The sequence below is a fragment of the Rossellomorea sp. NPDC077527 genome (genome assembly GCF_044542955.1).
Lineage (GTDB): Bacteria > Bacillota > Bacilli > Bacillales > Bacillaceae_B > Rossellomorea > Rossellomorea aquimaris_E.
In genome coordinates this window covers 125583-148796 of sequence record NZ_JBITVL010000004.1, presented here as the reverse complement: position 1 = coordinate 148796, position 23214 = coordinate 125583, and the positions used below count along the sequence as shown (strand labels likewise).

Annotated in this window: 30 protein-coding genes; 7 read left to right on the top strand and 23 right to left on the bottom strand. The window is 39.7% G+C overall.

The genetic code is table 11. The annotated features are described in order from the left end of the window. Window positions 1–66: 66 nt before the first annotated feature. From ACIGG7_RS15130 to ACIGG7_RS15110, 5 genes are all read right to left on the bottom strand, one after another. Window positions 67–546: a YjdJ family protein gene (locus tag ACIGG7_RS15130; protein WP_224940784.1), complete on the bottom strand. Its 480-nt coding sequence runs from the start codon at window positions 544–546 to the stop codon at window positions 67–69. Between the two features lie 96 nt (window positions 547–642). Continuing rightward, window positions 643–1410, bottom strand: coding sequence for a YdcF family protein (locus tag ACIGG7_RS15125; RefSeq protein WP_224940785.1), 768 nt, complete (start codon window positions 1408–1410; stop codon window positions 643–645). Between the two features lie 11 nt (window positions 1411–1421). Then, window positions 1422–2036, bottom strand: coding sequence for a nucleotidyltransferase family protein (locus tag ACIGG7_RS15120; RefSeq protein WP_224941334.1), 615 nt, complete (start codon window positions 2034–2036; stop codon window positions 1422–1424). Window positions 2037–2158: 122 nt separating this feature from the next. Next, window positions 2159–2323 (bottom strand): hypothetical protein, encoded by a 165-nt coding sequence (locus ACIGG7_RS15115; RefSeq protein WP_224940786.1) that lies wholly within the window; start codon window positions 2321–2323, stop codon window positions 2159–2161. 132 nt (window positions 2324–2455) lie between these two features. Continuing rightward, the gene (locus tag ACIGG7_RS15110) at window positions 2456–4579 is read right to left on the bottom strand and encodes a peptidoglycan D,D-transpeptidase FtsI family protein (RefSeq protein ID WP_224941335.1); all 2124 of its coding nucleotides are present in this window, start codon (window positions 4577–4579) and stop codon (window positions 2456–2458) included. Between the two features lie 366 nt (window positions 4580–4945). Here ACIGG7_RS15110 and ACIGG7_RS15105 point away from each other — a divergent pair, with 366 nt between their 5' ends. Beyond that, window positions 4946–5341: a sporulation protein gene (locus ACIGG7_RS15105; RefSeq protein ID WP_224940787.1), complete on the top strand. Its 396-nt coding sequence runs from the start codon at window positions 4946–4948 to the stop codon at window positions 5339–5341. 63 nt (window positions 5342–5404) lie between these two features. Here ACIGG7_RS15105 and ACIGG7_RS15100 read toward each other — a convergent pair whose 3' ends face one another. The 4 genes from ACIGG7_RS15100 to ACIGG7_RS15085 form a co-directional block, all read right to left on the bottom strand. Then, window positions 5405–6115, bottom strand: coding sequence for a nucleotidyltransferase domain-containing protein (locus ACIGG7_RS15100; protein WP_224940788.1), 711 nt, complete (start codon window positions 6113–6115; stop codon window positions 5405–5407). Continuing rightward, window positions 6093–6857 carry an HAD family hydrolase gene (locus ACIGG7_RS15095; protein ID WP_224940789.1) on the bottom strand — a complete coding sequence of 255 codons (765 nt, stop codon included), beginning with the start codon at window positions 6855–6857 and terminating at the stop codon, window positions 6093–6095. The genes ACIGG7_RS15100 and ACIGG7_RS15095 overlap by 23 nt, the downstream gene beginning before the upstream one ends. Before the next feature lie 66 nt (window positions 6858–6923). Beyond that, window positions 6924–7094 carry a tRNA U-34 5-methylaminomethyl-2-thiouridine biosynthesis protein gene (locus ACIGG7_RS15090; protein ID WP_224940790.1) on the bottom strand — a complete coding sequence of 57 codons (171 nt, stop codon included), beginning with the start codon at window positions 7092–7094 and terminating at the stop codon, window positions 6924–6926. A gap of 7 nt (window positions 7095–7101) precedes the next feature. Continuing rightward, window positions 7102–7314: a hypothetical protein gene (locus tag ACIGG7_RS15085; RefSeq protein WP_224940791.1), complete on the bottom strand. Its 213-nt coding sequence runs from the start codon at window positions 7312–7314 to the stop codon at window positions 7102–7104. Window positions 7315–7561: 247 nt separating this feature from the next. On the opposite strand from ACIGG7_RS15085, the gene safA reads away from it, so the two are divergent. After that, window positions 7562–8191, top strand: a complete 630-nt coding sequence (gene safA / locus ACIGG7_RS15080; RefSeq protein WP_224940792.1) for a SafA/ExsA family spore coat assembly protein — start codon at window positions 7562–7564, stop codon at window positions 8189–8191. A 227-nt stretch (window positions 8192–8418) separates the two neighbouring features. On the opposite strand, the gene ACIGG7_RS15075 is transcribed toward safA, so the two are convergent. The 3 genes from ACIGG7_RS15075 to ACIGG7_RS15065 all read right to left on the bottom strand — a co-directional run bounded on the left by ACIGG7_RS15075 (window position 8419) and on the right by ACIGG7_RS15065 (window position 9976). Continuing rightward, window positions 8419–8604 (bottom strand): hypothetical protein, encoded by a 186-nt coding sequence (locus ACIGG7_RS15075; protein ID WP_224940793.1) that lies wholly within the window; start codon window positions 8602–8604, stop codon window positions 8419–8421. 109 nt (window positions 8605–8713) lie between these two features. Beyond that, a complete protein-coding gene (locus tag ACIGG7_RS15070) occupies window positions 8714–9349 on the bottom strand; it encodes an FMN-dependent NADH-azoreductase (RefSeq protein ID WP_224940794.1) in 636 nt (211 codons plus the stop codon). Between the two features lie 201 nt (window positions 9350–9550). Then, a complete protein-coding gene (locus ACIGG7_RS15065; RefSeq protein ID WP_224940795.1) occupies window positions 9551–9976 on the bottom strand; it encodes a DUF1801 domain-containing protein in 426 nt (141 codons plus the stop codon). A 364-nt stretch (window positions 9977–10340) separates the two neighbouring features. Here ACIGG7_RS15065 and ACIGG7_RS15060 point away from each other — a divergent pair, with 364 nt between their 5' ends. After that, a complete protein-coding gene (locus tag ACIGG7_RS15060) occupies window positions 10341–10478 on the top strand; it encodes an FbpB family small basic protein (RefSeq protein WP_224940796.1) in 138 nt (45 codons plus the stop codon). After that, entirely contained in the window at window positions 10478–10864 is a 387-nt protein-coding gene (locus ACIGG7_RS15055; protein ID WP_224940797.1) for a sporulation protein, read from the top strand. Before ACIGG7_RS15060 ends, ACIGG7_RS15055 begins: the two co-directional genes overlap by 1 nt. A gap of 30 nt (window positions 10865–10894) precedes the next feature. On the opposite strand, the gene ACIGG7_RS15050 is transcribed toward ACIGG7_RS15055, so the two are convergent. From ACIGG7_RS15050 to ACIGG7_RS15015, 8 genes are all read right to left on the bottom strand, one after another. Continuing rightward, on the bottom strand, window positions 10895–11032 hold the full coding sequence (locus ACIGG7_RS15050; protein WP_224940798.1) for a hypothetical protein: 138 nt from the start codon (window positions 11030–11032) through the stop codon (window positions 10895–10897). A gap of 95 nt (window positions 11033–11127) precedes the next feature. Further along, window positions 11128–11568 carry a GNAT family N-acetyltransferase gene (locus ACIGG7_RS15045; protein WP_224940799.1) on the bottom strand — a complete coding sequence of 147 codons (441 nt, stop codon included), beginning with the start codon at window positions 11566–11568 and terminating at the stop codon, window positions 11128–11130. A gap of 185 nt (window positions 11569–11753) precedes the next feature. Next, window positions 11754–12218 (bottom strand): GNAT family N-acetyltransferase, encoded by a 465-nt coding sequence (locus tag ACIGG7_RS15040; RefSeq protein ID WP_224940800.1) that lies wholly within the window; start codon window positions 12216–12218, stop codon window positions 11754–11756. Between the two features lie 22 nt (window positions 12219–12240). Further along, window positions 12241–13071, bottom strand: coding sequence for an alpha/beta fold hydrolase (locus ACIGG7_RS15035; protein ID WP_397550359.1), 831 nt, complete (start codon window positions 13069–13071; stop codon window positions 12241–12243). A gap of 48 nt (window positions 13072–13119) precedes the next feature. Next, window positions 13120–13314, bottom strand: a complete 195-nt coding sequence (locus ACIGG7_RS15030) for a hypothetical protein (protein ID WP_397550161.1) — start codon at window positions 13312–13314, stop codon at window positions 13120–13122. Between the two features lie 95 nt (window positions 13315–13409). Further along, window positions 13410–14147 carry an alpha/beta fold hydrolase gene (locus ACIGG7_RS15025; RefSeq protein WP_397550160.1) on the bottom strand — a complete coding sequence of 246 codons (738 nt, stop codon included), beginning with the start codon at window positions 14145–14147 and terminating at the stop codon, window positions 13410–13412. Between the two features lie 208 nt (window positions 14148–14355). Then, the gene (locus ACIGG7_RS15020; protein WP_397550159.1) at window positions 14356–15225 is read right to left on the bottom strand and encodes a cation diffusion facilitator family transporter; all 870 of its coding nucleotides are present in this window, start codon (window positions 15223–15225) and stop codon (window positions 14356–14358) included. A 239-nt stretch (window positions 15226–15464) separates the two neighbouring features. Continuing rightward, window positions 15465–16016 carry a hypothetical protein gene (locus tag ACIGG7_RS15015; protein WP_397550158.1) on the bottom strand — a complete coding sequence of 184 codons (552 nt, stop codon included), beginning with the start codon at window positions 16014–16016 and terminating at the stop codon, window positions 15465–15467. A gap of 235 nt (window positions 16017–16251) precedes the next feature. Between ACIGG7_RS15015 and ACIGG7_RS15010 the strand changes: the two genes are divergently transcribed. Further along, window positions 16252–17826: a bifunctional metallophosphatase/5'-nucleotidase gene (locus tag ACIGG7_RS15010; protein WP_397550157.1), complete on the top strand. Its 1575-nt coding sequence runs from the start codon at window positions 16252–16254 to the stop codon at window positions 17824–17826. A 286-nt stretch (window positions 17827–18112) separates the two neighbouring features. On the opposite strand, the gene ACIGG7_RS15005 is transcribed toward ACIGG7_RS15010, so the two are convergent. Further along, window positions 18113–19795, bottom strand: coding sequence for an acyl-CoA dehydrogenase family protein (locus tag ACIGG7_RS15005; protein ID WP_397550156.1), 1683 nt, complete (start codon window positions 19793–19795; stop codon window positions 18113–18115). Beyond that, window positions 19795–20175 (bottom strand): MerR family transcriptional regulator, encoded by a 381-nt coding sequence (locus ACIGG7_RS15000; RefSeq protein ID WP_397550155.1) that lies wholly within the window; start codon window positions 20173–20175, stop codon window positions 19795–19797. Before ACIGG7_RS15000 ends, ACIGG7_RS15005 begins: the two co-directional genes overlap by 1 nt. Before the next feature lie 129 nt (window positions 20176–20304). Between ACIGG7_RS15000 and ACIGG7_RS14995 the strand changes: the two genes are divergently transcribed. Then, on the top strand, window positions 20305–21276 hold the full coding sequence (locus ACIGG7_RS14995) for a nucleoside hydrolase (RefSeq protein WP_224941337.1): 972 nt from the start codon (window positions 20305–20307) through the stop codon (window positions 21274–21276). Between the two features lie 140 nt (window positions 21277–21416). Here ACIGG7_RS14995 and ACIGG7_RS14990 read toward each other — a convergent pair whose 3' ends face one another. After that, entirely contained in the window at window positions 21417–21968 is a 552-nt protein-coding gene (locus ACIGG7_RS14990) for a 2'-5' RNA ligase family protein (protein ID WP_224940808.1), read from the bottom strand. 240 nt (window positions 21969–22208) lie between these two features. On the opposite strand from ACIGG7_RS14990, the gene guaC reads away from it, so the two are divergent. Continuing rightward, the gene (guaC, locus tag ACIGG7_RS14985) at window positions 22209–23192 is read left to right on the top strand and encodes a GMP reductase (RefSeq protein ID WP_397550358.1); all 984 of its coding nucleotides are present in this window, start codon (window positions 22209–22211) and stop codon (window positions 23190–23192) included. The last annotated feature ends 22 nt before the right edge of the window (window positions 23193–23214 follow it).

The following is a 23214-nucleotide window of genomic DNA, read 5'->3' as shown; positions in this document are numbered from 1 at the left end:
TATTTTAATAAAACCGTACAGTTAAACGTTACGGTTTTATTAAAAGGATGCAACGAACCTTCACGACTATTGATGTGTGAAATGATCATTCATGCGAAATGGTAGAAAATGAAGGACAATAGCTAGTACGATCAACAGCAGTCCAATCGATAAGAATAACCAACACAATAGATTTCCACCTGCAGTCGGAGACGTCGAAATGATGAGACCGAGTGCAATCTCCACCACTCCAGTAAGGGTGAAGAATATTCGAATACCCGATCTATTAAATGTCCTGAATCCGATCAGAACGATCAGATAACTTGTACTGATGATCATCATGCCTGGAAAAAATGGTGAAAATTTCGCAGCGTATACAAAGAAATCAAGGCCGACAATATCAGCTTGACCTTCAACTACACCATGAATCATACCGCTGATTGGAGTCGAATACCTCCACTCCCATGGTTGATCGAGTAGAGCACTCCCCTCATACCAAGAAACCAAAGTAGCAAAAACCAATACCCCTACCCCAACACCTAACTGTGACCAAAACCTAATCGACATAACTTCCTCCTTTTCCTTTTGAGGGACGGACCTCAAAAAATGCTTCTATTTAAGCGATAAAACGTGTAATATCAAGGTATTGCCGGTGAAAATGGCTTACGGATCGAGGTCCGTCCCTCCATTTAAAATCATTTTGACTATTGCGAAGTATTCTCTAATGAAATAGTTGGCTGTTATGTATAAAGGGGATTCACTTCCAAGTCCGGTACTGTTCAGGGCCAGCTCTTCCCCGATTTTTTCGGCTCGGTAGGTGTGGTAATCGCTTGTGACGATGACGACCTTCTTATTAAGTAATCCCTCTTTTTCAAGAATGAGCCTCGAGTTTCGTAAATTCTCATATGTAGTGGTCGATGATGTATCATATAAAATACGATTTTTCTGAATACCCCGCTCTATTAAATAGGCTCCCATTGCTTCTGCTTCGGGTATAGCCTCACCGGGACCCTGTCCACCAGATACGATGACTGGTACATTTTCATGGGTCTTAAGCAATTCTAATCCCTTCTCCAACCTCTCTCTTAATGTATTGGACAGGTCATACCCATTCAATCCCGCACCAAGAATGATGACGGCATCCGTATCTTGGTCCTTTATTTGATGGGATTCAACGGCATTTTTTATGATTACTCCTTCAATGATGCCAAAGGATATACTAAATAGAAGAAACGCGGAGAAGATGGTTCGATAGGCTATCTGATTATGTTTCTTTCCTGATTTCTTATAAGAGCCGTGGAATGCAAAGTACAATATAACACTTTGTACAATACCTGCCACGAATAGTAACCCGAAAGTCGCTCCAGTAATAAGAAATAGCATCGTGAACGCGAGTATCATTAAGATCTCATATGTAAGAATCTTTTTCATTCGTTCTCCTTTCAAGAAAAGGATTTCCAGCTTTCTTTCCCATTCAGTAGCTCACCATTTATTCCATAGACCCTCACTCTTGGCCATTTTTGATTCCACTTCTTTTTTTCTAGCCTACTCTCATAAATGGCTGCTAACGATTCTTTTTCGATAAAGAAGGGAGTCGGCTTTATCTTTAAGGTAATCAAATCCTCTATTCCCCACGGGCATGCGATCATAAGCTCATTCTCGTTATTCAGCTTCAATGCAATCGAGGTGGACGTTTCTGGGAAACGGGCTACAGCGTCGATAGTGGAACGATAAGGCGACTCGCCATTTAGAATATGCATTCTTGCCTGATTTTTAACGGACCAAGGTTCTTCCGGAGCGATATTCTTCAGTGTTGATTCCATTTGTTTTTCAAATTGTTCATCTATATTAAAGGGATCATAATATACGACATCGATATCCGGTAAGTCCGTTCTCTTCGGATACTCATGAAGTGTATCCCACACCTTTGATCTGACAAAGCCAGCGCAGATCCACCAATCCGGAAGATTTAATGTTTTGGCAATCTCTAAGATACGCATCATGGAAGGATCATTTTTCACTAGGTTCACGATATCTTTCTCAGTTTGAATCACTATATTCCCCCTATAATTTGAATATGTTCTGGATATTAACTTATTTTACCATAATAAAGTTGGCCAGAATGACTATTTCGGTGCAATGAAAAAAATGTCAGGAAGCTTCTCCTGACATTTCTTCATCATTGTCCGCCACTGAACCAGCTTCCCGCTTTCACACGCTCTTCTTCCTGAAGCTGCCGTTCATGATGATTTCCCGCCTCGAAAGAATTTTGTGAGAACTTACGTCTAATTAGACCGCTTATGACACCAAATCCAACAGCAATACCAATGATCCACCAAAGCATCTGCTTCACTCCCATCTTTTGGAAATTAGTCTGTTTCCTATATATACGAGTGAACGTTGATGAAAGTTTCAAAAAAATGTAATTTCCGCAAAAAAACGCAGCCCTTTTTTCAAATAGGCTGCGTTTTCATTATTATTCTGTTGCTTCCTGTTCTTCTTCTTGATTTTCAAGTTGATCGGCATTCCGCACTTTCTCTTCGGTTGAGGAGTTGAAATAGCCGTCTTTTTCATATTGTTTTTTGAGCTCGAAGTATTTGTCCATGGCTCTTTTGGCAATGTTTTTGTTCACGTATGGATCTTTATCTTGATGTGAATACGGCAGTACCACTGAGAAAGCTACTTCTGGGTTGTCGTATGGTGCATACCCGATTAGTGTAGTGTTGTATGTGTCATACTGTCTCTTTGCTTCTGGACTGTAGTAAAACGCTTCTGCAGTACCGGATTTTGCTGCAGCATTATATGGTGCACTTTTGAAAATGGTTGCTGTACCATTACTTCCGTGTGCAACTTGGTAAAAGCCTCTTTGAACTTGTAGAATTTCTCTTTCACTTGCATCAATTCGATTTAAGACTTTCGATTCATTTTCATAAATCAATGGTCCGACCTTTTCTCTCTCCTGGCTTGGCTCCCTGATTTCCTTCATTAAATGAGGCTCCATCCTGAAACCTCCATTAGCGATTGTAGACGCATATTGTACAAGCTGCATGGGTGTATATAAATCGTATTGCCCGATGGCGAAATCCATTAATTTACCCGGTTCTCTTTCTGTCCCTTTTAATCCTTCTACCTCACCAGGCAAGTCGATGCCAGTCTTTACACCAAGTCCAAACTGACTATAGTAATTTCGCATCGTATCAAAGGCTTTTGGATCCATATCAATTGGTTGGTCTCTTCTGTATACACCACCAGCGATTTTAATTGCTGTTTTGAACATGTATACATTGGATGAGATTTCGAGTGCTTGTATATCACTCAGATACCTAGAACCACTAAACCAAGATTTCTTAGTTTCAGTGCTTTTAATCTTAAGGGGTTCATCATACAGCACATCCCCAACATTCAATGCCCCGCTCATATACCCCGTCAACACAGTAGCACCCTTAACCGCCGATCCTACCCCATATTCTGAAGTGTATGTTCCTAAAGCATAATCCTGTAATTCAGTCTTTCCGTCAGCATCTTTTCCATACTTCTTTCCGACCATGGAAAGGATTTCACCTGTGTGGGGATCCATCATGACGACAAATGCACGGTCCAGGAATGGAGATTCCCAATATTGAGAGGCTTGTTTACTAAGCTCTTCCTCCACAATTTTCTCAATCTCTTTCTGCAGCTGAAGGTCGATGGTCAAAACGACGTCTTTTCCACTATGACCTTCGCTTACGAGCTGCGTATCAAGCACACTCCCATTTTTCGTAATATATTCGATTTCTTCTTTTTGTCCCTTTAATACGTTTTCATACTCTGATTCGAAATAACTCGTTCCAACCCGATCGTTCAAGGCATATCCCTGAGCTTTATATTCTTTTACAAGTTCGCTCGGAAGTCCTTGTTGTGATGTGGACACTCTTCCCAAGATCGTTCGCAGCGTACTATCATTCACATACTTCCTTTCCCAGTCTGTTGTGACATTTACGCCGGGCATTTCAGTTAAACGTTCACTCACCCTCGCCATCTCTTCCATTGATACATCCTTATTCTTGATGATCTGCGGACTGAGTGCATATCCCGTATTAAATTCACGGAATATTGCCAGGACTTCTTCTTCCTTTTCTGTAAATGATTCAATATCCTTCTTGGTGATCCTGTCAAGCTGCATGTTATAAATCTTTTTGTTTCTGTCATCCTCTGCCAGATCTTCATCATCTTCCAGCTTCTTTATTTCTTCCTTGGACACCAGCTTTTCAGCTTTGTCGGGATGAGTGAGGAGCCAGAAATCCTGACGGTCTCGATCGGTAATTTTATCTGTGTCCATCTCGATCAGACCAGCTAATGTCTCAGCTACCTTTAGCATATCTTTAGGTTTTGTCGTTTGCGTTCTCGTGTACGTAATGGCATTCAGAGGGACGTTGTCCACAATGACATTTCGATAACGGTCATAGATCTTTCCTCTCGGAGGTGTTCCATTATGGGATTTCACATTTTCTGTTCTGGCGACCTCTGCTTCATAATGGTTTCCCTTCACGATTTGCACAATTCCAAGTCGAAGAATCAGAATTGAAAATAGAAAAAAGACCGATATAAACAGCAGATTCATTCTCAATGGGACATGGGTTTTTTTCTTTTTCTTCTTTTCCTTCAATTATAATAACCCCTTTTAAGCTCGTATTTTACCAAATTATGATAATCTTCTAGTCCTATTTTATAGAAATATCGACTATAATTCTACCTCTATATGGAACAAATTCCATTTAATTTACTCTATTGGATGTTGATTCTTCTGATGGAAGGGAGATGAAATCAAAGAAGTAGTAGCGTGAAGGTGATGCGAAAATTGTCGAAGGAGGAATATAGACAAAGGGGGACCTTTCTTTTAGAATATAGTCGAAGAATAGGTGCAGAAAAATGAAACCAAAGCTCTCCATTATGCGTAGAATTGGTAACTAGATGAATGAGAGGTTGAATGGCTGTTATGTTTAGTAAACTGATGTGCAGGTTCGGTATCGGGGCAACAAAGATTGATCTGGTATTAAACAAGAAGGAGTTTCGCCCAGGGGATGTTATCAAGGGAGAATATGAGCTTAAGGGCGGACGGGTCGAACAGAAATTAAAAAGGATCGAGACGGACCTTTTGCAGTATAATCACACGTTTGATCGTTCTTCTGTTCTTCATCAGAATACCATATTAAGTTCATCAACGATGAAAGCGAACGAACAACGCACCATTCACTTTTCGTGCAGACTTTCTGATTCATTCCCACCCTCTAGCGAGACGGTCTCTTATAAATTCGTAACACGACTTGTCTTTGATGACGGTGTGAACAGCGTCGATCATGATGATTTTGAGATATCAGTTTAATAATATAAAACGAAAGCCCCTCTCGTCAGAAGGGCTTTTTTAATATGCGAAAGACGTTAAGACTCATTTCTTACCAATTGAAAATCCATGAAATAATCTACCGCCATGTGCTTCAAGTACAGAATCAACCAACCCCACCACTGCATGCTTGTCATTGCTTCGATAGAATTGTTCGAACGCCTCTACAAATTCATTGGCAAAGTGCGGATCATACTCGTTTAAAGCACGGACAATCCATTTTGAAGAGCCGATCCATTGTCCGTTCGTCCTCAGAACAAACTCATGAAGTGCCTCTGCTACTGTACCCGCGATGAAAATGCTTTCCGGTCTATTTGTCGATCCGATTAAATCATCGAGGGCGTCCGTAAGAAAATATCGCTTCATTTGTATGGTTTGTGCCGACCAGTTTGGAGGTCCGTCCCTCAATAAGGCTCTCGCCTCACTTTTGAGTGGGGATAAGAGAGGATGATCCACGAGGGGAATTCCTTCTGAAACCATTCTCGGTAAGGATGGACGCGCTCTTTTGCAGTCTGATTCAAAATAGTGTCGGATGGTGTTCTCATTATGCACGAATACCTCAATGGGCCATCCATTTACAATAAGAGATTCACGGTATTCAGAGAGGAGTTGATGATCGATGACGACGATATCAAGATCCGATGTGGATGTCTCTTCCCCTCTTACGACACTACCTGCGAGAATGGCGGCTTGACAGCTGGAGTAGTGTTCCTCGATAAATTGCTTGGCTGCCTCAATTGCCGGTGGTCTGACCATACGGTTCCCTCTTTTCATTTCCAAAGATTAATCCTTCCATATCTAACAATCCCTTTACTGTTATATCCGGTTGTACCTCACCCGGGGCTACATAATCGTGCCTATTAATCCATAACGTTTCCATTCCAACGGAGTTTGCCCCAGAGATATCAGTAAAATAGTTGTCACCAATAAAAAGTGTTCTCGAAGCTTCCACTTTAAAGAGATCCAGGGAGTGTTGAAATATCCCTTTATGAGGTTTGAATATACCAATCCTTTCGGAAACAATGACCGATGACTCCGGGAAAATATTCGTTAAAGCAAGGCGCTCAATCTTATCGTAAACATTGAAGACCGTTCCATTCGTGACAATCCCTACCTGTATCTCCCTCGATAATCGAGATAAGAACTGGATTGTTTTATGTTGGGGGCTGATTTGTTGTAAATACGAAGTTTGAAAGCCCTTAACCATCTGGTGTAAAAGTTCAGAGTCGGCCGTTATGTTAAAATCCATCAAGGTATTATTAAGCCTCATGATTGAAAATTCTTCAAAATTGATTTCCTTTAATGCAAATTTAGACCATAATAGATGATTGTGCTTTGTAAATGTATGAAAGAATTCAGTCTGATTGATCTCTGCTAAAATGGGGAAATTCTGAAGTGTTTCATCAACTCCTCTTTTATAAGCCCCTGAGTGATCAAACAATGTATCATCTAAATCAAATAAGAATACATCATAGTTTTGAAGTAAGAGAGGTTTCATAAGAGCGTACTTCCTTTTCGATTAATGGGTATAAGCCGGAAGGAATAAGAAGAACTGAATTTATCACTAAAGTGATTCATTATAGTCTCTTTTTTCATTTCGTCGGCCGATGGTGTGTCCGATCACGAATCCTATGATCAGGATAAAAAGATAATCAGTTTCAAATCCGTTCGTGAGAAAGCCTGTAATTCCCCATCCCAAAATGGAACCCAATATCACTAGGAATAAAGATTTCATATTATGGTCATCCTCCCTGATAAAATCCGATTACTGTCAGGAGCCCGACTCCCAGGATGGTAGTCATGACTCCGGAAAGTAAAACAATGAGAATTGTGCGCCTTTTCTTTGTTTCAAACCATATGCTGAGCGCGATGACAATCGTGACAATGATTCCAAATAAAAATGCAGCATAAGGATTTGTAGGTGCAAGAAGATCATGCCAATTTAACCAGGACATACATTCCACTCCTTAAATGAATTTCATATCTAGTGAACAGGAACAAAACTAGAGTGAATGGTTAAAAATTAAGCATTAATAACTATCATTATATCAAAAACCAACCATAAATTGGATGTTTAAATCGATATAAAGTAACCGCCTGAAAGCCTAGAAATATTTACTATGTGCCGATTTGATAGGTTTTCTGTCGTGGTGGTAACAACTACCTGTTTTAAAATTCACAGAATTATATTTCAATAGAACTATGAAAACTTTAAAACTTTTATCTATCTTATTGTTGTCTGTCACTTTAGTCATAGGTTATGGCGGTTCTTCCAAGGTATCCGCTGCAGGTACTTACACGGTTACATACGGAGATACAATGTGGAAAATTGCTGTAAAAAATCAGGTAGGTGTATCCGAGTTAATTTCAGCAAATCCCCAAATCAGTAATCCGAATATGATTTATCCTGGTCAAAGTTTGAACATTCCAGGAGTCAATGCCACTGCTCAAAGTTACACATATGAAGTGGTGAAACTAGTGAACGTCGAACGTTCTAAAGTAGGTTTACCTCCATTGAAAGAGAATTGGGAATTATCCCGTGTCGCCCGTTATAAGTCTGAAGACATGATCGAGAAGAATTACTTCAGCCACACATCCCCGACATACGGTTCCCCTTTCCAAATGATGCAGGATTTTGGTATCTCTTATCAAGCGGCGGGTGAAAACATTGCTGCAGGACAAAGAACGCCTGCGGAAGTAGTCGAAGCGTGGATGAATAGCGAAGGCCACAGAAAAAATATCCTTTCCCCGACGTATACTGAAATCGGAGTGGGATATGTGAAAGGTGGATCGTACGGTCATTATTGGACACAAATGTTTATTAAAAGGTAAATAAGTAAAGGGAGAAGTTCCATAGAGAGATGACTCTGGTATTCTACCAGGGTCATTTTTTGATTAATATATCTCTCTCACATTGAATATATCGTATTATTATATCTACATTGGAAGGCATTGACAGCAGGGGATCTAATACGAGAGTTTCAGTAGGGTTGCTACTGATGGATAATGGATTTTTAGGGGAGGTATCCATCGAAATAAACGATGGGTCTCCCCTTTCCTTAATAAACGGATTGGTGAATCTCAAGAATGATTGTAAAACCATTCGGGTATGTAGGGATGACTTGATGAACATACACTGAATGTGTACCGAGTTCCTCCCTTTTTTCAGTAACTATCTCTTGTAACAAGTCGGAGAGTGACTCATCCTTCTCCACTTCTACATCTATAAACATTTGATCTTTCACATCTTCACCTCCCTCATCTCTTTACGTGTGAGAAATGGATAAAGTTTCAAATCTCTTTATCTCACAGCATAAAAAAATAGAGCCAACACGAATGTTGACTCTTTCTGGATTAGAATGTTTGTGCTAAATCCTTTGCTCTTGCAATGGCATTTTCTTTAATTTCTTCCGCTTTATCAGGCATGGCTGCATGTCCCTCTACGAATAAGCCTTCGAACGAAGGAACGCCGTAGAATTGCATCATCACTTCAAGGTAACGGTGTCCCATTTCCATCGCGGCAGCCGGCCCCTCAGAGTAAATCCCGCCTCGTGCTTGAATATGAAGAGCCTTTTTGTCCGTCAGAAGACCGACAGGACCTTGCTCTGTATATTTGAAGGCTTTACCTGCAACTGAAACAGAATCAATATAGGCTTTCATTACTGGAGGGAATGAGAAATTCCAAAACGGTGTCACAAAAATATATTTATCAGCTTCGACAAACTGATCGGATAGTTCACCAAGTCGCCCTACCTTTGCTTGTTCATCCTGTGAAAGCTCTTCAAATCCCTTACCGGTCTGCAATTTACCCCAGCCGCTGAAAACGTCAGCATCGATATGAGGGATGTTTTCTTTGTATAAGTCCACATTTACAACCTCATGTGCAGGATTTGCTTCTTTATAGGCATCTATAAACGCCTTCCCTACAGCCATGCTGTAAGATTGTGTATCATCGTGGGGATGAGCGGTAATATATAAAACTTTTGTCATGTTGAATCTTCCCTTTCTGAATGTAAAATTGTACAACTCCAGTTCATGATGAAATATCATTCGAAATTATTTATCTCGAACTAGAATAGTCTTAATTCAAGATTAATAATATAAGATATTTACTAAGATTACAAATGAAACGCTTCTGAATGAAAAAAATAAGGAATTAGTCACGTTTCCAGACTGATTCCTTATTTCACATTACTGCTTATTTGGATATAGTTCTTGTAAAAAGGTTACCGACTGAAGAATCAATTGCTTTAATACCGTTTCATCTATATCGGCTACTTTATTGATGTAAACACACGCTTTTCCTGATGTATGCTTTCCAAATGAATTCAGTAGTTTTTCTCTGTCGGGATCTCCTGTTGCAAAATAAAGGCTAATTTTTGCTTTTCTCGGTGAGAAGCCCACTAATGGGGCATCCCCCTCATGACCGGTCTTATATTTATAATGATAAGAACCGAATCCGATAATACTCGGTCCCCACATCTTAGCTTCATAGCCGGTAGTTTCACTGAAAATATCCAGAAGCCTGTAGGCATCTTCGCGTTTTTTAGGATTTTCAACACCCTCGATAAATTCGATGACACTGCTATCATTTTGTTTTGTTTTCAATTCATACATGAGAACATCTCCTTTCCATGGCATGCATTCCCAATTACTTCTCTCTTCTTACCATCAAATCCTGCATGGAGGGGAATCTTTTCATCTGGCAGTAGACATCCTTGAAGGGATTGACGTCAAAATCGTTGACAACCGGACAGACGTGAAGTATGATGGTTTCATAATTTAATATTCTCCTAAAGGGGAGTAGCTTAAACAATAAAGTCGTCATTACAGAGTGCACACTCTCGGCTTTATTGACAACCAAGTTGTTAGCGAGACCTTTACCAGTTGGGTGAAGGCTAATATATGTCCATAAAGACCTTTACCATAACTGGTAAAGGTCTTTTCTTTATCACTTCACTTTGAAAGGAAGTAATGGACAATGAATAAATGTAAGTCAAACCTCTCTCAATTAATAGAACAAAACAAACAAGAAATTTTAAGAAATCAACAGGAATTGGACAAAATCGAAAAGAAAATCGATGAAAAATACACTTCAAACAAAAAGGAGTATGCCTAATGATTCTGCGTAAATACATGTCTCTCTTTGGTATAGGTTCAGCGAAAATTGATCTTGTATTACCTAAATCGTCCTTTAAACAAGGGGAGCTATTACATGGTTACTTCTTTTTGGAAGGAGGCATCATTGAACAAAAGCTGAGACGAGTTGAATGTGATTTGGTTATGATCGATAAGAATGGGAAGGATGAAAAACTCATTGATACCAATACAGTATTAAAATCTGATATCATCCAGGCGGAGGAACGTAACAAACTATCATTTACCTATCGCATACCAAAAAATATTCCTTCATTTAATGAAGGAGTCCGGTATCTGTTCAAAACAAAGCTGACGTTCGATCAAGGTGTAGAAAGCGTAGATGAAGATTATATCTCTATTGAATAAAGAAAGGCTCGCAACACGCGAGCCTTTCTTTTATTCTCTATTTTTCATATCTTCAAGTAGTGAAATAATCCTTTCATTCTGTTCAATCATCGTTTGATTCTGCTTTCTGAACTTCGTAAAGTCAAATGAAAAAATCAGAAGGAAAATAGCTAAAACTATGGTCATCATCTTACTCCTTTCTTTCTCTTTTGATCCATCCAATTTTTCATGGACAAAATTTTAAAAAGATACCCATAACAAAAAACAATGCGACAAAGAGATGATCAAAGGGTGACAGCATCTTGGGAATTGTTTTGTTTAAAATAAATCACTTCCGGATCGCCTGGATCCATGTTATCAATAACCCCGCTTCGAATGTATCCATTTTTCTGGAAGACTCGATGCATCTCCATGTTTGATTCATTAGTAGAAGAAAAAATTTTCGTTGTAGGCGAAATTTTTTCAAGATGGCTCATAAGAGAAGACGCATATCCCTTCCTTCTTTCTCCTGGAGAAATGATGACGAGAGAAATGAACGTGTTTCCGAAAAAATGTGTATAATATAGGAGGAAGCCCATAGTCTTCCCATCTTTTACGACTAAGCATTGTTTTTCCCTGATCGCTTTTTCGATTTCTCCACGTCTGCTATCATTCCCAATGACTTGATGGTCGATGGCGACCATTGACTCCAGATCTTCCATTTGAGCATTGACGACAGTTCTCATGGTGTTCACTTCCTTCTTTTCTTTAGTAATAGGAATAGAATGAGTAGAAATAGAATAAGAACCACAATGTTGATGCCTGAATTTCCTACAATGAAAAAACTGTCCTCATAACGATATTCTTTCATTTGACAACCCCCTAGACGTAGAAGAGAGCACCGTATGAACAGGTGCCCTTTGCATTATTGCTAGAGTGATTTGGACATTAAGACATTTGTCACTTCATAACCTGATTTTTGATACAAGGAAATCGCTATTTTATTGTGACCGAAAACATGAAGAGAAATCTTCGAGATGCCCATCTCACTTGCAAATGAGTCAAGGGCTTTTAAAGCTTCCTTTCCGTATCCAGAACCTCTTTTGTTCTCTAGGATCTTTATGTCATAGATAAAGATTTCTTTCTGTTCTTCCTTTACATGGATCCACAAGTTCCCTACAACTTGCTTGCTTTCTTCATGGCGTAAAGTGAACAAATGATGATCTTTCGTTTCCCTTCCAATTGGTAATAATTGATTAAACTCCTCTTCTGCCTGATCCATTGAAGTTTCCTTTTTGAAATTTCCCGCTTTTGTTTTTTCTTCTGCATACTCTTTGATTGAGTCATATATCCAATCACTATATTCGGTTTCTGTCATAGGGTTCAGTAAAATCATATACCGTCGTCCTCCTCTATTTCTATTTCCAGCGCTCTCTTATTTCATATACTACAAGATCTGGCCTGTCCCAATGAAGAAGATGGGTTGTTCCTGGAATGTCTTTCACTTCACCCGTGATCTTCTCCTTGAATATATTCGCCGTTTTCATTCGTTCTGGCTCCATGCTTTCTGGGAGAGTAGCCCTTAATAATAAGACAGGGCATCTCACTTTCTCATAAATATCTTCTGCTTCATCTTTGTGCATAGCCCGGATGATATGAGCGGCGGTGTTTCCACGGGCGTGCCAATAATATCGATGATTTTTGTAGAGAGATAAGTCTTTCGCGGCTTCCAACTTCTTTGAGGTCCAATTTAACGTTTCGCTTTTGACTAAAGCGAGGAATTCTTCCCATGTTTCCCAAACCTGATCAAAGTCTTGTTCATAATATGCGACTTCTTTTTCTACGGTTTGGTTTGAATGGCGTTTTCCCTGATAACCTCCATCAATCAATATACAGTCTTGAACTTTGTCAGGGTATTTGGCAGCATAAAAAAGGGAGACAAGGCTTCCCCAAGAATGAGATAAAAAGTAAAAAGACTGAACCTTTAGAAGGCTTATCACTTCATCAAGCCAATCAGCCATTTTCTCCATTTCATACTCTTCCCTAAGTTCAAATGGAGTTGTTTTCCCATGACCAGGAGCATCGATAGAGATGATTCTGAATTCTTCCTTTAATTCGTATGCAATTTCAATAAAGCTAAGACTCGTACTACCCAAGCCGTGAAGGCAAATCATCACGGGATTCTGTGGATTTCCCCACTCTGATATATGTATTTGCTGATTACGATTTTGAATGAAGTACCGTTTTATCACGTTCACCTCCTATGTGATCATTCGGAAAGGTTCAGGGGAAGTGTCCTATTCGCCCCCTCCACCCCCACAGTCACTACCGGAAAATCCATTATCGCAGCTTGCATGATCGTGGCCCCCATCATAGGAACCAACATAGCCCCCATAGTCATTTCTACCGTCACGTTTTGAAGAGCTTTTAAGATTAAGAGCGACAACGGTAATAAAAACCGGGACAAATAATATGAATAAGATTCCTGTCATGTACATCACTCCTTTCTTATTTATACGAAAAGATGGATAGAAAGTTTCAATATGATTCATTTTGCTGTGCTTCTAAAAAAAATAAAGTGAACTATTCAGGATGTCAGTAAATCTTCTTTACAATCATTCACCTGGGTTAAAAATTGATCCAACATTACCGTATAAATCTCACTTTGTTCAATATGAACCAGATGTCCCGCAAAGGGAATGACGGCACAGTGTACATTGTTATTCTGTCTGGCTACTGAAACGGCACCATCCGTCTCTGAGGAATTACTTTCCCCAACCAAGAATAAGGTTGGAAAGGTAAATTGTTGTATTTTACTAGTTTCATTGAAAGGATACCAATCCTCGTTTCGTGCGAGATCGATAAATTTTCTCCATTCCGATGAATGGATATCGTCAAAGTAAGCTGTTGCCTCTTTGTTTTCAAGGAGGATAGCTTGATTCTTTACTTCCTCTTGGTGTGAATCTATCCAGTTTTCAGGTTTTTCGGTCAGGATACCTGAAATGGTCAGGGATAAAATATGGTCTGGATATCGATTGGCGAATATTACCCCCACTAGGGCTCCTAATGAACAACCGATAATATGAACTTGTTTAAATCTTAGCTGTGACAATGTTTCAAATAAATCAGCCGCGCAATCTTCGAAAAAGTTAGAAAAATCTTCTGATAAAGATTGTCCATGTCCCCTTAAATCAGGAAGGATGACAGAATAATTTTTCTGAAAATAATCACTTTGATGCTGGAAATCTGTCAAACCTGTCTGTAAGCCAGTATGTAAGAAAACCACTGGGGGGCCATCGCCTTTAATTGTTGTATGTAATATCAACCCATTCCCTCCTCTTTTCCTTCTTTCTATTTTACCATTATCATCCATTTAAATCATTCAAATCCTTAAAAATTCTGTTTATTTCATCCCATCTCATAGATCATTTTAAAAATAAAAAGACCCATAACGGATCCTATTATGTGAGAAATATTATAAACAGAAAGATGAATGCTGTTGATTTCACATCAGTTTTCGATTTCTGATGATATTAATTCGGCTCCACATGAACATGCACATCATACACCGAGTGCTTCTCCATCAATTCATCCTCTACCTCACTGGATATATCGTGTGCTTGTTTAATATCAAGAGTAGATCTAACCAAAATGACGACATCGACAACCGTGTTATTTCCATATTTTCTTGCGCGTATATCTTTGACCCCTTTGACACCGGGCAGATCCAGAACCGTTTTTTCGTAAGAGTGAATGAGCTGTTCGTCGAATCCGTCCGTCAGGTAATGAGAGGCTTCAATGAAAATATTCCATGCGGTTTTACAGATTAAAAGGCCGACAAGAACTGCTGTAAGGGGGTCTAACCACGGAAGGTAGAATTGTGCACCCATAATTCCAATCACAGTACCTATGCTCACCCAGGCATCTGAAAGGTTATCCTTAGCTGCCGCCATGAGTGATTGACTATTGATTTTTTCAGCTAATTTTTTGTTATACCTGTATACAAGATACATGACAAAAGCGGCAACAATTCCGATCCATGCTGAAAGAAGGTCGGGTGACTGAGTTTTCCCATCAAAGATCGATTGTATGGCATGATACAGCACCTGAATACCAACGACCATCATGATAAAGGACGCAACCAAAGAAGCAACGCTTTCAGCTTTCCAATGACCATACGGATGATCATCATCTGCAGGCTTACGTGAATACCTCAGTCCGATCAGAACCGCTACGGAAGCAACAATATCTGTCGCATTATTCAGCCCATCAGCACGCAATGCCTCTGAATGGGAAGATAATCCAATAAGGTACTTCACCAACGATAATAGTATATAAGCGACGATGCTGATCACCGCACCACGTTCTCCCAATTTTAACTGATCATACTTTTCTTGATTCATGATCATATCCCCCATACCATTTATGTACGTGAATATCATAGCAACCCCATACCATGTGGGTCTATAGCAACCTTCTTTAGTTAAGCAATCTTAATATGAAGAGGATAACAAAGTTTCATAGAGCAAACTTTTGTGAATGCATAAAAAAAAGACCGCATTTGCGGCCCTCTAGGCTTGAAAGTCAATCATCTAAATTCTATATCATTTATAATCTGTTTTTTGATTTTATTATCATCCAATTAATCTACAATGTCAGCTGAAAAACTTGGTTTGCTTAATCCTGCTTCTTCGTAAACGGCAGCCATTTTCTCTTCAAATGATGCAAATTGTTCATCGGATTCAGTGTATTCTGCGTTTGCTTCGTCAGAAAGATTGGCAGCTCTCGTTTCATATGAAGTTGCCAGGTCATCCAGGGCTCCCTGGATCTCATCTTTCTTTGAATCTAATTCAGCAGGTACTTCAAGAGCATGGACGTCTTCCGCTACCTTTTTAGCTGCTGCTTCAGCATCCGTTTTAAGCTTGGCAATTTCTTCGGCAGAAGGCTTATCTTCTTCCTTTGCCTTCGCTGTCTCAAATGCATAAATAGCTGAATCGTTAGCATTCACCGTGTCGATGATTTCCATTTGATAGTCTAATAGAGCAGATTTCATACCCATCTCGTCCGACTTTGCACTTTCCTCTGTTGTTTCAGTGCTTGTTTCTTTTTCTTCTGTACCACTCTCATCGCTACTGCACGCTGCGATAAATAGACTCATAGATAGTAAAACAAATGGTAACATCAATTTTTTCATCTACAATTCCTCCCCATTTCTTTCGTTCCTACAATTACATATATTACCTTATTATTTTCACATTGTAAACAAATGGATATTATTTTGTATTATTTGTAATTGTATACCATCAATTGGGAATTCTTATCGTGTTACCCCTGAATAATATGAACTTTACAAAATCCTTACTCCCCCTCAAATAACCATTAAAATTACTGTGCTACCTTGAAATGGATAAAAGCTCAGGGGGGATTCAATGTCTTATCAGAAATGGACATTAATGGTATTACTTGTGGCAGTTTACTTCATCGGATCATCATTTTCTTCCAGTGACGGCGAACAAATGATTCCTGTACAGCTTTTAGGTATGAATGATTTTCATGGTCAGCTCGAGACATATCGGACTGTAGAAGGTAAAAAGGTCGGCGGAGCGGAATATTTGGCTGCCTATGTAAAGAAAATGAAAGAAGAAAATGACTCAACATTACTCGTTCACGCAGGAGATATGGTTGGTGGCAGTGCTCCCATTTCTGCACTTAAACAGGACGAACCTACCGTAGAGTTCATGAATAAAATTGGATTCGACGTTGGAACAGTCGGAAACCATGAATTTGACGAAGGGGTAAAGGAGATGCAACGCTTGCTTAATGGTGGAAACCACAAGAAAACTGGAGAGTTTAGTGGAGCAGCATTTCCTTATACCGTAGCAAATGTGATTGATAAAAAATCAGGGAAACCGATACTTCCCCCTTATGTCATTAAGAAAGTCAATGGTATTCCCATTGGCTTCATAGGCATAGTCACCACCGAAACGAAGGACATCGTCTTACCTGAAGGAATAGAAAGTATTGAATTTAAGGATGAAGTGGAATCAATTAATGAAACAGTCAAAGAATTAAAAGGAAAAGGTGTACAATCGATTGTTGTTCTCGCCCATGTATCAGCTTCTTCGGAAAAGGACGGGACCCTGCCTTCTAACGAATTAGTGGATTATGCTCCATTGATTGATGATGAAGTCGACGTCATCTTCGGTGGCCACAACCACCAATATGCCAACACAATCGTAGATGGAAAGCTGATCGTAGAATCATACTCTTATGGTACAGCCTTTTCAGATGTTGATTTAAAAATTGATCCGGAAACAAAAGATATTGTTGAAAAGAAAGCAACCATTGTCCAAACCTTCCATGATGGAATTGAGCCGGATAAAGAAATACAGAACATGGTGAGGAATTACGGAAAAGAACAAAGCGCTCTTTTGAATCAAGTGGTCGGTTATTCTGAAGAAGCTTTTACAAAGCATAAACATAAAGGTGGAGAAAGAACATTGGGCAGTATCATTGCAGATTCTCATCGTCAGGCGATGAATGCTGATTTTGGATTTATGAACCCAGGGGGTATCCGTGCAGACATACCTGAAGGAGAATTGAGGTGGGGCCAGTTATATACCATGCTTCCATTTGGTACCCATTTGGTCAAGATGAACCTAACAGGTTCACAAATTAAAGACGTACTGGAGCAGCAATGGACTGGAAATTTCAAAACGATCTTGCAGCCCTCAGGGTTACATTTCACTTGGATAAAGGATGCTCCCCCTGGAGAAAAAATCGTATCAGTGACTGATCAGGATGGAACGCCGATTAATCCTGACGAAACCTACTCGGTTGCCATTACGAACTATCTTGCAACAGGTGGAGACGGCTTTTCGGCATTTAAAAAAGGAACGCATGTTGTGAGTGGCCCATTAACTCTTGATTCCTTTATTGCTTATATTCATCATAATGATGGAGCATTGTCACAACCAGATGGAAATCGAATTGCAGTTAGATAATAAAGCCCCCTTCAGGGGAGTTGATATACTTCGCTTAATTGAATAATCAATTGGACATCTTGCTTTCTAGCATCTCCATTGATTATCACGTATAGCGTATGGAACCCCCCACATTGGTTATGATGATTAGTAACCTAATACAGTGTGGAGGTGCCTTTCTTGGTAATCAAAGAATGCTCATGCAAACGTTGCTCATGTAAAACCAAAAAGGAATGCGATTGTCCTTGTTGTTGTGAAAAATAAAAGAAGTCCCTGGATAAGCAACCATGCTCCAGGGACTTCTTTTTTATATTCGTACATTCATTCCGACAATCTCGTCAAAATACCGAACGGATTTCATCTCTTCATCGAGCCATTCCGTTTGTTTCCACGTTTGTTCGATGAAAACTTCTGCGATCTTATGTTTTCTTTCTCCTCCCAGTGTATGAGCATCTTTAAGAGCAATCACACTTTCGAAAATTTTGGCCATAAGGTCTGCGATTCTTTTTGCATGATATGTTTGTTTATCCTCATCAGCTTTGATTAATCGTGTTAATAGTTGCTCCAGTTTGACAATGCCTTCCCTCACTGGGGCAGTGAACTCACTGAGTTCAATCGGCAAGACGTCCAGCTCTTCTTTCATTTGGTCTAAGAAGTACTCATGAGCCTGATGTTTATTCATCAATCTTAATACTTCCAGTCCTAAAATATTCGCTGTCCCTTCCCACACCGTTAACACCTGAGCATCCCTTAGTAGCCGAGGAAGGATGAAATCCTCGATGTAACCATTCCCTCCGTGCATTTCGATGGCTTCGTGAGAAAAGTGTATGGCTTGTTCTGCCGATTCTTTTTTCAAAATGGCTATGAGTAATCGATTTAGTACAGCATCTTTTTCCGAAGTGGGAATGTGTTCAGATGACACACGATCAAATAATTGAACCAGATGAAACACAGCACTTGTCTCCACTTCCTGTTTAGCAGCCAGGCGGGTCAGGGATTCTTTGATCATCGGAAAGTGAGCTAATGGCTGCCCGAATGCTTCGCGATGAAAGGCATAATTCCTTGCCTCAAGATAAGCTCTCCTCATGATACCGATAGAGGCGACAGCATTACAGATACGGGAAAGATTAAGGGCTTCCATCATATAATAAATGCCTTTATCCGGTGCACCGACCAAATAAGCTTCAGCACCTTTGAACTCAACTTCCGCCGAAGGGACTGCCCGGACACCCAACTTATCCTTCAACCTTCTGATGTGAATCCCATTAAGTGAACCATCCTCATTTCTCCATGGAACAGCGAATAAGCTGAGTCCTTTTGTTCCTCTTCCTGACCCTTCAATGCGGGCGAGCACCATAGTCACTCCGCACATACCTGAATTGGAGGCGAAGTATTTCTCTCCCCAAAGCTGATAAGATCCACCATTATGAACAGCCTTAGTATCATTGGCGCCGACATCTGATCCTCCCTGCCTCTCAGTTAAGAAGGTAGCCCCTTCATATAATTCAATTTCTCCCGTTGATAAAACATGCGGGAGAAACCTTTCCTTCACCTCCTCGGAAGCATATCTCTCAAGAAGGAGCGCTGTTGCCATGGAAAGTGTGACAGGGCAATAAAAACCCGGTTCCGTTTGAGATAGAAGATATCCCTGGGCATAGGAATACACATAATTTCCTTTGCGGCCGAGCTCAGGGATTGCTTTATGAATATAGCCGACAATTCCTTTATTATAGGTTTGTTCTACGGTTTTTCTATACCCTTCATTCACCCAAATTTCTGAAATTTCTTCTCCGTACCGGTTGTACTTAATGAGCCTTGGCTGTCCTTCCCGATCCGTATGGACTGCCCGTTCATCGATTTCCCCCGCACATAACTCCCCGAAGAGTGTCAATTCGTGATCGGCCCAGGTAAAAAAATCACCATCCAGATACTGTTCCATTATTTCTTTCAGATGAGGGTCTTCAAGATAAAAATTCTCGATTTTTCTCATTAGATCTCTCCTGACTCATTTAATTTTTTAATGAATTCATCTCTAAGTTCTTCCATTTCGGATTTCAGGTTTTCCAGTTCTTGAATGAACCGGGTCACTTCCTCTATCCGCATATTTCCGTACTCAATTGTCCGTTCTAGTTGTTTTCTCCCGCTTCGGTCTTGATCAAATAGGTGAATCATTTCTCTGATCTCCTCTAAAGTAAACCCGAAACGTTTTCCTCTGATAATCAATTTCAACCTGGTGACGTCTCCTTTTGAATACATGCGTCTGCCTGATTCACTTCTTAACGGATGCAGTAAATGAAGCTCTTCATAATACCGGATTGTACGCGTTGTGACGTTGAAATCTTTCGCTAATTGAGAGATTGTAAAGATCATTGGATCAAACCTTTGTGTGAAAATTTTGATATTTTTATTTTATCATTAACGTTGACGTAAACTTCAACTACTTTTCTCAAAAACTTTAATCATAAAGAGAATATGGTTTTCCATATACTAGTAAAAAATATGGCGGTGAGGGTTTTGGTAAAGGTATTGTTATTTGCTGATATTGGAATTGATGATACGATCGCTCTCATATATTCTTATCTCAATGAAGACATTGATTTGGTTGGTATTGTAGCCGATTATGGAAATGTACCGAGAGCCAGGGCTGTTGCAAGCGTACATTACTTAATGAAATCATTGAACCTAAAAAATCAAATCCCGATTATTGGTGGAGCAGAGGTTCCTATGACTGCAGAACACCCAACATTCTTTCCCGAAATTCATGGGGAATACGGTCTTGGCCCTATAACCCCTGGAGCTTATGAAGGTGTTATTGAGAATTTCTTTGAGATTACTCGAATAATTGAAAAGTACGGTGATGAACTTGTCATAGTCAATGTAGGAAGGCTTACATCTCTTGCTAATATGTTTATTTTATACCAAACCTTAATGAATAAAGTGAAGAAGATTTACATCATGGGTGGTGCTTTCTGGGTTCCAGGAAATGTTACAGCGGTGTCGGAAGCGAATTTCCACTCCGATCCTATCGCAGTGAAAATAGTGACAACGTATGCAAATAACCTTACCATCATCCCGTTGAATGTGACTGATCATGCAATCGTCACTCCTGAAATGGTTGAATACATTGACCATAAGGGGCTCAGTAATTTGGTTAAGCCTTTATTGGATTATTATTATTCCTTTTATAAGAAGCTGAATCCGTTCATCAAAGGGAGCCCCGTCCATGATGCGATCACGATCATGGCAACTACGTATGAAGATATGTTTTCGTTTCGACACCTTCCTGTCCATATTGTTACGTCCAGTACCGGTATCCACAGGGGACAAAGTATCGCAGATATAAGACCTTATATTCAATTTGAAGAAAAAGCCAAAAAGCATCGGATAGCCTTTTCGTTTAACTATGAGTTGTTCTTTAAACGGTTTATGAGCGTGATGACGGGAGAAGCGTTTGAGGAAGAAAACAATTGAATAAGGAACAAATTTATCGTTGCCACTGCCTTGCATATATTAATCAACTATAGGTGTGGCTGAATCGAGTATTTCTTACCCAAAACACCCAGAAGCATGTTAAAGCTCACTGGGTGTTTTTGGCTAGGAATCAGAATATATTAATTTTTTAGCGTTTTAGTAAAAATAATGGGTGCTTCCACACAATCCGTGGTGTCGTCCACTAATTCTATCAGGGCAATATCCGTTATCTCCCCCTTAATCATATCTCCCCTCTCTAAGCAATGCTCAAATCCCTCAGCTAATTTCTGTGGAGAAAGCTTATTGGCCAATGTGCAGTGGGGAATCCAGCTGTCAGGAAGATAAAGTGGATTTGCAGCCTCATTAAAAGACTGGAAATGATCATGGTGAGTTGAATGAAAGTCAAGTAGTTCCCTGGTAACAGTAGGTGAGAGAAAAAGCGTGCCGAAATTTAAAAAAGAACCGACTGTATTGAATGTTACCCCGATACTATTCTTATGTTCATAATATTTGTCTAAAGCGTTTATGTAAGCTTCTTTGTCCAAATCGGTATAACTCCCTATCGTTATGTGCGGTCGGGCATCGTTGATTTCTTCTTCATAATATGAAATGTTCTTTATTGTAAGTTCCTTCCAAATGCCTTTAATCCCTTCTTCCGTTTTCTCATCAAATAAAGCGATGACCCAGTACATGAATAAACCACCTTTCAAAATATCCGTATTTTCACTGGTCTTCTTTCTATCACTGTAACATAGTCTTGTAGCTGCTGTATTCATTTGGTAGCGCTTAATCATCTGACGGGAAAGGAATTCTGTATTCAGTTCTTAAAAGATAAAAATCTTTGACATTGATAAGAAAATGATGTAAATTACCTTATGGACGAACATTTTTAAAAGAAACAAGATTTATTATTCGTGTTTAGGGGTGTTATGATGGAAAATGTTTTTGATTACGAAGATATTCAATTGATTCCTGCGAAATGTGTGGTTAACAGCCGTTCAGAATGTGATACGAGTGTAACACTAGGAGGGCATACGTTTAAGCTTCCAGTAGTGCCAGCCAATATGCAAACGATTATTGACGAAAAAATTGCTGTTTACTTAGCTGAAAATAATTATTTCTATATCATGCATCGATTTGAACCAGAGAAGCGTGTGTCATTTATTAAAGATATGAAGTCCCGCGGATTGATTTCTTCAATATCTGTAGGTGTAAAAGAAGAAGAATATGCTTTCGTTCAGCAATTAGCGGAAGAAAGCCTTGTACCGGAATTCATCACGATTGATATTGCTCACGGACATTCCAATGCCGTCATCAATATGATTCAACATATTAAGAAACACGTTCCTCAAAGCTTTGTGATTGCCGGGAACGTTGGTACACCTGAGGCTGTAAGAGAATTAGAACATGCCGGATCCGATGCTACAAAGGTGGGAATCGGACCTGGTAAAGTGTGTATTACCAAGATCAAAACAGGCTTTGGTACTGGAGGTTGGCAACTGGCTGCACTGCGATGGTGTGCCAAAGCAGCTACAAAACCGATCATAGCTGACGGGGGTATCCGGACTCATGGAGATGTTGCAAAATCCATCCGCTTCGGAGCCACTATGGTCATGATTGGATCCCTGTTTGCAGGCCATGAAGAGTCTCCGGGTGAAACGATTGAGAAAGACGGAAAACTCTTTAAAGAATACTTTGGGTCAGCCTCGGAATTCCAAAAAGGTGAAAAGAAAAATGTTGAAGGCAAGAAAATGTATGTCGAGCATAAAGGGTCCTTAGAGCATACTCTGATTGAAATGGAACAAGATCTTCAATCCTCTATTTCCTATGCCGGTGGTACGAAACTAGAATCCATCCGCACGGTAGATTATGTTGTCGTGAAGAATTCGATCTTCAATGGAGATAAGGTTTACTAATACAATTATTGAAAGGTGGGCG